This is a genomic window from Methylobacterium variabile (assembly GCF_001043975.1).
GTDB classification, from domain to species: domain Bacteria; phylum Pseudomonadota; class Alphaproteobacteria; order Rhizobiales; family Beijerinckiaceae; genus Methylobacterium; species Methylobacterium variabile.
Genome location: NZ_LABY01000335.1, coordinates 1 through 11,769 on the forward strand (window position 1 = coordinate 1; position 11,769 = coordinate 11,769).

Here is an 11,769-nt window from a genome sequence, read left to right on the forward strand (position 1 = left end):
CCGCCTCGGGCGCCGGCCCGCGACCCCCCTCCCCTTGCGCCCCATCCGCCCCGACGACGGTTGGTGCGACGACCCGCGCGACCGGCGCTACAACCAGCCGCTGACCCTGCCGGCCCCCGGCATCAGCGCCGAGCGGCTGTGGCGCGACGACGGGCTCTACGACCTGGTGATCGACCTCGACTACAATCGCGGCCCGATCCGCCGCGGCCGCGGCAGCGCCATCTTCCTGCATGTCGCCCGCCCGGGCTTCCGGCCGACCGAGGGTTGCGTCGCCCTGCGCCGCCCCGACCTGGTCCGGCTCCTGCGCCGCCTCGGGCCCGCCACCCGCCTGACGATCTGAGAAAGGTTTCCTTCGATCTCGCGGTCGACGGATGAGATTTCCCTCGTCGGCCGATGGTGCGGAGCACAAAAACATCTTTTATTTTGGTAACGCTGCCACACTCGCGCGCGCCGAAAACATCTTGTACGGTCCACCTGCCACACAAAAACCATATCGGACGCAGGGAGAGACGCATGCTCGACGCCTACACCGCGACCGAGATCGTTAGGGCTCGACAGATCCATGCGGCGGAAGGCCCGCGGGGCACCCTGTGGGACGGCACCGTCCGCTACCGCGACGGAATGCCGAACTCCCCCGTGCTGCTGACGGACGAGGACCGCGTCCGCTTCCTGGAGCAGGCGCGGGAGGAAATCCGCTGCCTGCACGCCAACTGAGAGCCGGCCCGCGCCAACCTGGCCTGGATCAGGCCTTGGGCTGGCGCGCCCCGAAGATGGCACTGCCGACCCGCACGTGGGTCGCCCCCGCCTGGATCGCCGCCGGATAGTCGGCGCTCATCCCCATCGACAGGATCGGCAGGGCATGGCGGCGGGCGATCGCCGCCAGCAGCCCGAAATGCGCTGAGGGCGGGTCCTCCGGCGGCGGGATGCACATCAGCCCCGAGACCATGAGGCCGTGCGTGCCGGCGCAATCCGCCAGGAAGGCGTCCACCGCGCCCGGCGCGACGCCGCCCTTCTGCGGCTCCTCCCCGGTATTGACCTGGACCAGCAGGGTCGGGTGCCGGCTGGCGCGGGCGATCTCCTTCGCGAGCGCCGCCGCCAGGGAGGGGCGGTCGAGGGTGTGGATCACGTCGAACAGCTCGACCGCCTCGCGGGCCTTGTTCGATTGCAGCGGGCCGATCAGGTGCAGCTCGACGTCCGGGTGCTGCGCGCGCAGGGCGGGCCACTTGGCACGCGCCTCCTGCACGTAGTTCTCGCCGAAGCGGCGCTGACCTGCCGCGATCGCCGGCACGATGCCCTCCGCGGGGATCGTCTTCGACACGGCGATGAGGGCAACATCGGCCGGATCGCGCTCATTGTCCCGGGCGGCCCGGGCGATCTCGTCCCGCACCTCGGCCAGGTTCGACGTGACGGTCTGCGGGTCGATCATGACCAGCTTCCTTTCAGGCGGCGCGGCCGCCCGCCCTTGATTGTTGACCCTCGGGACCAAACCGTGTCCTAGTCCGCCGGCGCCGCGCCGATCAAGCTCAACCGTTTGCGGCCGTGACGTTTTCCTCTCATCCCTGCCGCCGGTGCTCACGGCGCCGGCGCCGACCGGTCGCAAAGACGCCGCCCATGGCCGAACGTTACAACGCGAAGGATTCCGAGCCCCACTGGCAGCAGGTGTGGGCCGAGCGGGAGATTTTTCGCACCCGCAACGACGATCCGCGCCCGAAATACTACGTGCTCGAGATGTTCCCCTATCCGTCGGGGCGCATCCACATGGGCCACGTGCGCAACTACGCCATGGGCGACGTGGTGGCCCGCTACAAGCGGGCGAAGGGCTTCAACGTCCTGCATCCGATGGGCTGGGACGCCTTCGGGCTCCCGGCCGAGAACGCCGCGATGCAGAACAAGGTCAACCCGCGGGACTGGACCTACGCCAACATCGCGACGATGCGGGCGCAGCTACAGTCGATGGGCCTGTCGCTGGACTGGAGCCGCGAGATCGCGACCTGCGATCCGGAGTACTACAAGCACCAGCAGCGGATGTTCCTGGACTTCCTGCAGGCCGGGCTGGTGTCGCGTCGCACCGCCAAGGTGAACTGGGATCCGGTCGACCACACCGTGCTCGCCAACGAGCAGGTGATCGACGGCCGCGGCTGGCGCTCGGGCGCGCTGGTCGAGCAGCGCGAGCTGACCCAGTGGTTCTTCAAGATCACCGATTTCGCCCAGGATCTGGACGACCGGCTCGACACCCTGGAGCGCTGGCCGGAGAAGGTCCGGCTGATGCAGCGCAACTGGATCGGCCGCTCCGAGGGGTTGGAGCTGCGCTTCGCCCTGGAGCGCGCGCCCGAGGGCGCCGCCCCCGAGGTGACGGTCTATACCACGCGGCCCGACACCCTGTTCGGCGCCAAGTTCCTGGCGGTCGCCGCCGACCATCCCCTCGCCGCCGCGGTGGCGGCGGACAATCCGGCGCTGCAGGACTTCATCGCCGAGTGCTGGCGCATGGGCACCGCCCAGGCCGCGATCGACACGGCGGAGAAGCTCGGCTTCGACACCGGCCTGAAGGTGCGCCACCCTCTCGACCCGTCCTGGCTGCTGCCGGTCTACGTCGCGAACTTCGTGCTGATGGAGTACGGCACCGGCGCGGTGTTCGGCTGCCCGGCCCACGACCAGCGCGACCTCGACTTCGCCAACAAGTACGGCCTCGGCAACACGCCGGTCGTGTGCCCGCCGGACCAGGACCCGTCCACCTTCGTCATCACCGACACCGCCTATGACGGCGACGGCCGGATGATCAACTCGCGCTTCCTCGACGGGATGAGCACCGACGAGGCGTTCAGGACCGTCGCCGACCGGCTGGAGGCCGAGCGCCTCGGCGATGCGCCCGTCGGGCGGCGCCGGGTGCAGTTCCGCCTGCGTGACTGGGGCGTGTCGCGCCAGCGCTACTGGGGCTGCCCGATCCCGGTGATCCACTGCGACGCCTGCGGCGTGGTGCCGGTGCCGGTGGAGGATCTGCCGGTGCGGCTGCCGGAGGAGGTCTCGTTCGACGTGCCCGGCAATCCGCTGGAGCGCGATGCGGCCTGGCGCAACGTGCCGTGCCCGTCCTGCGGCGGGGCCGCCCGTCGCGAGACCGACACGATGGACACCTTCGTCGACTCGTCCTGGTACTTCGCCCGCTTCACCGCGCCCTGGCTCCAGGATGCTCCGACCGACAAGGCGGTCGCCGACCACTGGCTGCCAGTCGACCAGTATATCGGCGGCATCGAGCACGCGATCCTGCATCTGCTCTACTCGCGCTTCTTCATGCGGGCGATGCGCCAGACCGGCTGGGCCGGTCTCGACGAGCCCTTCGCCGGCCTGTTCACGCAGGGCATGGTCGTCCACGAGACCTACCGCGACGAGGCCGGTGCCTGGGTGCAGCCGGTCGACGTCAAGGTCGTGACCGAGGACGGTGCCCGGCGGGCGTTTCACGTGAAAACCCAGGCTCCGATCGCCATCGGGGCGATCGAAAAGATGTCGAAGTCGAAGAAGAACGTCGTCGACCCCGACGACATCATCGCTTCGTACGGCGCCGACACCGCCCGCTGGTTCATGCTCTCCGACTCGCCGCCGGAGCGAGACGTGATCTGGACCGAGGATGGCGTGCAGGGTGCGTCGCGCTTCGTCCAGCGCGTCTGGCGCATGGTGAGCGAAGTCGCCGAGGCGACGACGTCGATCGGTGGCGCCGAACCTGCGACGGGCAGCGAGGCGGCACTAAAGGCGGCCCACAAGGCGCTGGCGGCGGTCGGCGACGACATCGAGCGCCTGCGCTTCAACCGTTGCGTCGCCCACATCTACGAGCTGGCGAACAGCCTGCAGGAGGCGGTGAATGCCGAGCGCGGCCGGCTTCCCTCCCCTGCTCTGCGCGAGGCCACGCTGATCCTGGTGCAGCTCATCGCCCCGATGATGCCGCACCTCGCCGAGACCTGCTGGACGGCGCTCGGGCAGGACGGTCCGGTGGCGGAGGCGCCGTGGCCGGAGGTCCGGCGCGACCTGCTGGTCGAGGACAGCGTGACCTTGCCGGTGCAGATCAACGGCCGCAAGCGCGCCGACGTGACCGTCGCCCGGGACGCCGACGCTGCGTCGGTCGAGGCCGCGGTGCTCGCGCTCGAGCCGGTGCAGCGCGCCCTCGAGGGCAAGCCGCCACGCAAGGTGATCGTGGTGCCGCTGCGCATCGTCAACATCGTCGTGTGACCGGCGACGATCATCACCGAAACGTGGGGCCCGGCGATCTGGGGATCGCCCGGGCCCCTCTTCGTTTCGGCGCCTCTCGAACGGCCACGGCCCTGCTGTCGCCGCAGAGATTCGTTAGGTCCCCTCCCCTACGCTGAATGCCTGCGAGGCGCGCTTCGAAAGCCCTTGGCAGGTCGTCAGCGTAGCGGTAACGGGACGAGCGGTGGCAGGACGGACCTTCATGGCAGGCAGCACGGCGAAGACGGCGCGGAACCTCACTCTCGTCGCCACCCTGGCGCTCGGCCTCTCGGCCTGCTTCCGGCCGCTCTACGGGCCGACCGCCTCCGGCGCTCCCTTGAGCGCCGTGCTCGCCTCCATCCAGGTCGATCCAGCCCGGACCGCCCAGGGGCAGGAGCGCCTCGGCCATTACCTGCGCAGCGAGCTGGTATTCGACCTCGACGGTTCGGGCCAGCCCTCCGAGAAGCGGTATCGCCTGGCCCTGACGGCGAGCGAGACGGTGCAGACCCCGATCGTGAGCTCGGTCACCGGCCGGGCCGAATCCGCGACCCTCGCCGGCACCGCCGCCTACAAGGTCACGACCCTCGACGGCAGCCGCATCATCACCGAGGGAGTGGCCCAGGGCACCGCCACCTACGACCGCTCGACCCAGCGCTTCGCCAGCCTGCGCGCCGCCCGCGACGCCGAGATCCGACTGGCCAAGCTCCTGTCCGAGCAGATCAAGACCCGCGTCGCCGCGATCCTGGCGACCCAGCCCTGAGCGCGCCATGACCGCCGTCAAGGCCGGCGAGGTCGAGGGGCTGCTGCGCCGCGGCCCCGATCCGCGCATCGCCGTGATCCTGGTCTACGGACCCGATACCGGCCTGGTCGCCGAGCGTGCCCGTCTGCTGGCCGAACGGGCCGTGGACGATCCCTCCGACCCCTTCGCGCTGGTGAAGCTCGACGGCGACGTGCTGGCGAGCGATCCCGGGCGCCTGATGGACGAGGCCGGCACGGTCGGGCTGTTCGGCGGCAAACGCGCCGTCTGGGTCCGGTCGGGCAGCCGCAACTACGCGCCGGCCGTCGATGCCGTCCTCAAGCAGGAGGGCGGCGACACGAGGATCGTGGTCGAGGCCGGCGATCTGGCCAAGACGGCGCCCCTGCGGGTCGTCTGCGAGCGGTCGCCCCGGGCGCTCGCGATTCCCTGCTACCCGGACGATGCCGGGACCCTCGCCGACCTGATCGAGCGCACCCTGCGGGCCGACTCCCTGCGCATCACCCGCGAGGCGCGTGATCTCCTCGCAGGCAGCCTCGGGGGTGACCGGCGGGCGAGCCTCGGCGAGATCGAGAAGCTCGCCCTCTACGCCCGGGGCCAGGGCGAGGTCGGGATCGATGACGTCGAGGCGATCGGCAGCGACGTCTCCGGCTCGGTGCTCAATGCCCTAATCGACGCCGCCTTCGCGGGCCGTGTGGCCGAGACCGAGCGCAGCTATCGCCGCTTCCAGATCGAGGGCATGGACGCCTCGGTGATGCTGGGTGCCGCCCTGCGGCACGCGCTGACGCTGCTGGCGACCCGTCTCGACGGCGAGGGCAAGAGCCCGGGTGCGATGGTGGCGGGCTGGCGCGGCCTGCATTTCCGCCGCCAGAAGATCGTGGAGACGCAGCTTGCCCGCTGGAGCCCGGCGGGCCTGCGCCGGGCGGTGTCGCTGCTGCAGGAGGCGGTGCTGGCCGCCCGCCGGGCTAGCGGCGACTTCTCCCACGCCGTTGCGGCCGATCTCTTTCTGCGCCTTGCCAGCGAAGCCGCGCGGCGCGGCTGAACCCACCCCTCGGCCGGACGCGTTGCGCCCGGCCGTCGCCGTCACTCCGCGATCTGCAACTCCAGGCGACGGCACAGACCGTCGAGCTGGTCGAGATTGGCGTAGCGCAGGCGCACCTCGCCGCCGCTTCCCCGCGCCTCGATCGACACCACGACCCCGAGGACGTCCTCGAGCCGGCGCTCGAGGGCGCGGGTGTCCGCATCCTTCTCGACGGCGGCCTTGCGCGGGCGCCCCGGACGGGGACCGGTGCCGGTCTGCTCGCCGGCCGCCAGGGCCTCGACCTCGCGCACCGTCATGCCATCCTCGATCACCCTCCGGGCAACGCCCTCCGGATCCTTGACCGCGAGGAGCGCCCGGGCATGACCGGCGGTGAGGCTGCCGCCCACGACGTGCTGCTGCACGGCCGGCGGCAGCTGGAGCAGTCGTAGGGTGTTGGCGAGGTGGCTGCGGCTCTTGCCGATGATCTCGGCGAGTTCGGTCTGGGTGTAGCGGAACTCGCTCATCAGCCGCTCGTAGCCCGCCGCCTCCTCGATGGCGTTGAGGTCCGCACGCTGGACGTTCTCCAGGATGGCGTATTCGAGCGACGTGCGGTCGTCGATCTCGACGACCACCACCGGCACCTCGTGCAGGCCGGCCCGCTGCGCGGCGCGCCAGCGCCGCTCGCCGGCGACGATCTCGAACGCGTCCGGCACGTTGGCGAGGGCCCGGACCACGATCGGCTGGATCACCCCGCGGGTGCGGATCGAGGCCGAGAGTTCCTCGAGCTCGACCTCGGCGAAGTGGCGGCGCGGGTTGCGGGGATTCGGCCGCAGGAACTCGATCGGCACGCGCCGCTGGCCGGCCTTCGGCTTCTCGGTCGCGGCTGGGGTCTCCTCGCCGAAATCGCCGATCAGCGCCGCGAGACCCCGCCCGAGGCGCGGTCGCGCTCCCTCGTCCGCCATGCCCTTCATCCTCTCATCAACTCCGTTACGCTGAGCTAGGCGGCAGCCGGCAGGCGGCCTTCGCGCTGGATGACCTCGGAGGCGAGGCGCAGGTAGGCCTGCGAACCGGCGCATTTGAGGTCGTAGAGCAGCACCGGCTTGCCGTGCGAGGGCGCCTCCGAGACGCGCACGTTGCGGGGGATCATGGTCTCGTAGACCTTGTCGCCCATGAACTCGCGCACGTCCGCCACCACCTGCGCCGACAGGTTGTTGCGCGGGTCGAACATCGTCAGCACAACACCCTGGATCGCGAGGCGCGGGTTGAGGGCGCCCTTGACCTGCTCGACGGTGCGCAGGAGCTGGCTCAGGCCCTCCAGCGCGAAGAACTCGCATTGCAGCGGCACCAGCACCGCGTGCGCCGCCGCGAGTGCATTGAGGGTGAGCAGGTTGAGGGATGGCGGGCAGTCGATCAGCACGTAGGTGAAGCGCCGCTCCTCCGGCCCGTCGCCCTCGTCGAGCGGCGCGAGGGCACGACGCAGGCGTTGGGCCCGGTCCGGCGCGCTCGCCATCGCCATCTCGAGGCCGAGGAGATCCATGGTCGAGGGCACCAGCGACAGCCGCGGCACCGCCGTGACCTGCACCGCTTCCGCCAGGGCCGCCTCGCCGGCGAGTACGTCGTAGGTCGAGAGGCGACGCTGGCGTCGGTCGATGCCGAGACCGGTCGAGGCGTTACCCTGCGGGTCGAGGTCGACGATCAGCACGTGCTCGCCGATCGCCGCCAGGGCGGTGCCGAGGTTGATCGCCGTGGTGGTCTTGCCGACGCCGCCCTTCTGGTTGGCGAGCGCGATGATGCGTAGGGGCCGCGGGCTGCCGCTCGCCTGCGCCTCGGGGGGTTCCGCGATCATGAAAGAAGGCCGCTCACGCTGGAGACGCGGACGATTCTGGCCTCAGAATCAGTCCGGCTCGGGATCAGATCCGCGGTGAATCTCCACCTTTCCCCGGCCTCGGTCAATTCGGTTAAGACATCACGCCCTTTCGGAAAAAGCCCGGTGGCGCCGTTTTTCAACAGCGGCTCGGTCCAGGACAGGAGCTGGGGCAGGGGCGCGAGGGCGCGGGCGGTGACGATCTGCGAATCAGTGAAGCGCCCGATCACCGCCTCGATCCGGGCGACGTGGATCCGGGCGGGCGCACCGGTGAGGCGGGCCGTCTCCTGCAGGAAGGCGCCCTTGCGGCCGTTGCTCTCGACGAGATCGACCTGGAAGCCCAAACGCTCGCGTCCGGCGATCGCGAGGATCAGGCCCGGAATGCCGGCGCCGCTGCCGAGGTCGAGCCAGCGCGTCGCCTCGGGCGCGAGGGCGAGGAGCTGGAGCGAATCGGCGATGTGGCGGCTCCAGACCTCCGCGAGGGTCGACGGGCCGACAAGGTTCTTGATCGATTGCCAGCGGGTGAGCTGAGCGACGTAGAGGTCGAGGGCGGCCGCTGTTTCACGTGAAACGGCGGCCTCGCGAAGAACGGCCTCGCGGCCGGCTTGCATCGCAGTCATTCGGCGGGAACCTGGGCGTGGGTGCCGCGGCGGGCGTGGGCCGCCAGCAGGGTGAGGGCCGCCGGGGTGACACCCTCGATGCGAGCGGCCTGGCCGAGGGTGAGGGGCCGGACCTTGTCGAGTTTTAGCCGCAACTCGTTCGACAGCCCGGCGATGCTGCCGTAATCGAGCAGCGCCGGCAGCGCCACCGCCTCGTCGCGCCGGAACGCCGCGATGTCAGCCCGCTGGCGGTCGAGGTAGACCGCGTAGGTCGCGTCCGTGCAGAGCCGGTCGGCGAGGGCAGGGGGAGTGTCCCGCAGCTGCGGCCAGACCTCCGCGAGGCGCTCCCAAGTGATCTCCGGATATGAGAGCAGCTGGAACGCCGACCGGCGGATGCCGTCGCGGTTGAGGGTGATACCGTGCCGCTCGGCCTGGCTCGGCGTGAGGCTGAGGGTGTCGAGCACGCAGCGCGCATGGTCCAGCGCTGCGCGTCGTCCTGCATCGTGCGCCGCCCGGGCGGTCGAGACGCAGCCCAGGGCGATGCCGCGTTCGGTTAGGCGTTCGTCGGCGTTGTCGACGCGCAGGCTGAGCCGGTACTCCGACCGCGAGGTGAACATGCGGTACGGCTCGCTCACCCCATGGGTCACGAGGTCGTCGATCATCACGCCGATGTAGGACTCGGCGCGGTCGAACACGGCCAATGCGGCATCGCCGGCAAGACGGGCGGCATTAAGCCCGGCCACCAGCCCCTGTCCGGCCGCCTCCTCGTAGCCGGTGGTACCGTTGATCTGCCCGGCCAGGAACAGCCCAGCGATGCGGCGGGTCTGCAGCGTCGGGTCGAGTTCCCGCGGGTCGACGTAGTCGTACTCGATGGCATAGCCCGGCCGCACCACCGTCACCCTCTCGCAGCCGGGCAGCAGGCGCACGAGGTCGCGCTGCACCGCCTCCGGCAGGGAGGTGGAAATGCCGTTCGGGTACACCGTGGGATCGTCGAGGCCTTCCGGCTCCAGGAAGATCTGATGGCCGTCGCGGTCGCCGAAGCGCACCACCTTGTCCTCGATGGAGGGGCAGTAGCGCGGCCCGCGACTGGTGATGCCGCCGGAATACATCGCCGAACGGTGCAGGTTGGCCCGGATCAGGTCGTGGGCGGCCGGGCCGGTGCGGGTGACGCCGCATTCGATCTGCGGCGTGGTGATCCGCTCGGTCAGGGTCGAGAACGGCACCGGATCGTCGTCGGCGGCCTGCTTGTCGATGCCGTGCCAGTCGATGGTGCGGCCGTCGAGACGCGGGGGCGTCCCGGTCTTCAGGCGACCGAGGGCGAAGCCGTGCCGGTCGAGCGTCGCCGAGAGACCGAGCGCCGGACCCTCGCCCATCCGTCCCGCTGGCGTGGTGTGCTCACCGATATGGATCAGCCCGCGCAGGAACGTCCCGGTCGTGAGCACCACGGCGCGGCAGGGGAGGCTTCGGCCGTCGGCGAGGACGGCACCCGCGACCCGTCCGTCGACGACCGTGAGATTAGCGACCTCGCCCTCGACGATCGTCAGGTTCGGCGTGTCGCTCAGCGCGGCCTGCATCGCGCGAGCATAGAGCTTGCGATCGGCCTGCGTACGCGGCCCGCGCACCGCCGGTCCCTTGCGGCGGTTGAGCAGGCGGAACTGGATGCCGGCCCGGTCCGCGATCCGGCCCATCAAGCCATCGAGGGCGTCGACCTCGCGCACGAGGTGGCCCTTGCCGAGACCGCCGATGGCCGGGTTGCAGGACATCGCCCCGAGCGTGTCGCGGCGATGGGTGACGAGGGCCGTGCGGGCCCCGTAGCGGGCGGCGGCCGCGGCCGCCTCGGCGCCCGCGTGCCCGCCGCCGACGACGATCACGTCGAAGGCAGAAGAATCTTCGATTGGCATGGGGTGATTAGGGGCCGGCCGGCGGTTCCGTCAATCGCGCTGTTGGACCCGACCGCGTTTCACGTGAAAACGTCGCCGGCTCGCACCTACTTGCCGATGCAGAAGCTCGCGAAGAGGCGGTCCAGCATCTCCTCGACGCCGACGCGCCCCGCCACCTCGCCGAGGGCGCGAACCGCCAGTCGCAGGTCCTCTGCGACCAGCTCGGCCGGCAGCCCGGCTCCGAGAACGGCGACGCGGTCGAGGTGGTGCAGGCATCGCTCGAGGGCGAGCCGCTGGCGCTCACGGGTGACCAGGGCATCGCCGGTGCCGAGGGCGGCCTGCGCGAAATGCTCGATCTCCGTCAGAAGTGTGTCCAGGCCGGCACCCGTCCGCGCCGAGATCGCCACACCGTCCACCGGCTCAGCCGACAGATCGGCCTTGGTCGCCACGGTGAGGACCGGCACGGCGAGGGGAGGGGGCGCCACGCCGCCGGGCTCGCGCAGCCAGAGCACGAGATCGGCCTGATCCATGCGGCGGCGGCTGCGCGCCACACCCTCCGCCTCGATCGCGTCGGCGCTCTCGCGCAGGCCGGCCGTGTCCACCAGCAGCACCGGCAGACCGCCGAGGTCGCAGCGCACCTCGATGGCGTCGCGGGTCGTCCCGGGGATCTCCGAGACGATCGCGACATCGCGCCGCGCGAGGGCGTTGAGCAGTGTCGACTTGCCGGCATTGGGTGCGCCTGCGAGCACCACCGTGAAGCCGTCGCGCAGCCGCTCGCCCCGACGGCCGTCGGCGAGCGCGGCCCGGATGGCGTCGCGAACCTCACCGGCAGCGGCGCGGCCGGCCCCGGTCAGGGCCTCGTCGTCGACGTCGCCCTCGTCGGCGAAGTCGAGGGCGGCTTCGGTGCCGGCCAGGACATCGAGGAGGGCGGCGCGCCAGCCCTCGACCTTCCGGCCGAGCGCACCGTCGAGCTGCCGCAAAGCCTGGCGTCGCTGCGCCTCGGTCTCGGCGTCGATCAGGTCGGCGAGGCCCTCGACGGCCGTCAGGTCCATGCGGCCATTGAGGAAGGCGCGGCGGGTGAAGGCGCCCGGCTCGGCCGGGGCGAGCCCGGGGATCCCGCCGAGGCTGCGCAGGACTGCCGCCCGCACCGCCGGGCCGCCATGAAGGTGTAGCTCCGCCATGTCCTCACCAGTCGCCGTGCCGGGGCCCGGCAGCCAGGCGACCAGGGCCTGATCGAGGAGGTCGCCGGTGCTCGGCTCGCGCAAGGTGCGCAGGGACAGGCGTCGTGCCGGGGGCAGGGGCGCCCGGATCAGCGCCGAGAGGGCGTGTCCCGCCTGCGGGCCGCTGATCCGCACGACCGCGACGGCCGTGCGGCCGTAACCGGTGGCGGGGGCGAAGATCGTGTGGGAGGAGAGCATCGGGTGGGGTCGCGGGGCAGG

At 71.1% G+C, this 11,769-nt stretch carries 11 protein-coding genes; 5 read left to right on the forward strand and 6 right to left on the reverse strand.

From position 1 onward, the window contains the following. Together VQ02_RS32370 and VQ02_RS32375 are read left to right on the forward strand one after the other, a co-directional pair. Positions 1–340 (forward strand): L,D-transpeptidase family protein (locus VQ02_RS32370; protein ID WP_048448379.1); only part of this gene is annotated, 340 nt, incomplete at its 5' end. Between the two features lie 173 nt (positions 341–513). Then, a complete protein-coding gene (locus tag VQ02_RS32375) occupies positions 514–714 on the forward strand; it encodes a hypothetical protein (RefSeq protein ID WP_048448380.1) in 201 nt (66 codons plus the stop codon). Between the two features lie 28 nt (positions 715–742). Here the strand turns inward: VQ02_RS32375 and VQ02_RS32380 are convergent, their stop codons facing one another. After that, entirely contained in the window at positions 743–1,426 is a 684-nt protein-coding gene (locus VQ02_RS32380) for a YggS family pyridoxal phosphate-dependent enzyme (protein WP_048448381.1), read from the reverse strand. Positions 1,427–1,611: 185 nt separating this feature from the next. Here VQ02_RS32380 and leuS point away from each other — a divergent pair, with 185 nt between their 5' ends. The 3 genes from leuS to holA all read left to right on the forward strand — a co-directional run bounded on the left by leuS (position 1,612) and on the right by holA (position 6,008). Further along, positions 1,612–4,215: a leucine--tRNA ligase gene (gene leuS / locus VQ02_RS32385; protein ID WP_048448382.1), complete on the forward strand. Its 2,604-nt coding sequence runs from the start codon at positions 1,612–1,614 to the stop codon at positions 4,213–4,215. A 220-nt stretch (positions 4,216–4,435) separates the two neighbouring features. Next, a complete protein-coding gene (locus VQ02_RS32390; protein ID WP_048448383.1) occupies positions 4,436–4,972 on the forward strand; it encodes an LPS assembly lipoprotein LptE in 537 nt (178 codons plus the stop codon). Positions 4,973–4,979: 7 nt separating this feature from the next. Continuing rightward, on the forward strand, positions 4,980–6,008 hold the full coding sequence (gene holA, locus VQ02_RS32395; RefSeq protein WP_048448384.1) for a DNA polymerase III subunit delta: 1,029 nt from the start codon (positions 4,980–4,982) through the stop codon (positions 6,006–6,008). 41 nt (positions 6,009–6,049) lie between these two features. On the opposite strand, the gene VQ02_RS32400 is transcribed toward holA, so the two are convergent. The 5 genes from VQ02_RS32400 to mnmE form a co-directional block, all read right to left on the reverse strand. Continuing rightward, positions 6,050–6,949 (reverse strand): ParB/RepB/Spo0J family partition protein, encoded by a 900-nt coding sequence (locus VQ02_RS32400; protein ID WP_048448389.1) that lies wholly within the window; start codon positions 6,947–6,949, stop codon positions 6,050–6,052. Positions 6,950–6,984: 35 nt separating this feature from the next. Further along, positions 6,985–7,833 (reverse strand): ParA family protein, encoded by an 849-nt coding sequence (locus tag VQ02_RS32405; protein ID WP_048448385.1) that lies wholly within the window; start codon positions 7,831–7,833, stop codon positions 6,985–6,987. Beyond that, positions 7,830–8,462 carry a 16S rRNA (guanine(527)-N(7))-methyltransferase RsmG gene (gene rsmG / locus VQ02_RS32410; protein ID WP_048448386.1) on the reverse strand — a complete coding sequence of 211 codons (633 nt, stop codon included), beginning with the start codon at positions 8,460–8,462 and terminating at the stop codon, positions 7,830–7,832. Before rsmG ends, VQ02_RS32405 begins: the two co-directional genes overlap by 4 nt. Positions 8,463–8,467: 5 nt before the next feature. Continuing rightward, positions 8,468–10,351: a tRNA uridine-5-carboxymethylaminomethyl(34) synthesis enzyme MnmG gene (mnmG, locus tag VQ02_RS32415; RefSeq protein WP_048448387.1), complete on the reverse strand. Its 1,884-nt coding sequence runs from the start codon at positions 10,349–10,351 to the stop codon at positions 8,468–8,470. 86 nt (positions 10,352–10,437) lie between these two features. Beyond that, the gene (gene mnmE / locus VQ02_RS32420; protein ID WP_048448388.1) at positions 10,438–11,748 is read right to left on the reverse strand and encodes a tRNA uridine-5-carboxymethylaminomethyl(34) synthesis GTPase MnmE; all 1,311 of its coding nucleotides are present in this window, start codon (positions 11,746–11,748) and stop codon (positions 10,438–10,440) included. Between the last annotated feature and the right edge of the window lie 21 nt (positions 11,749–11,769).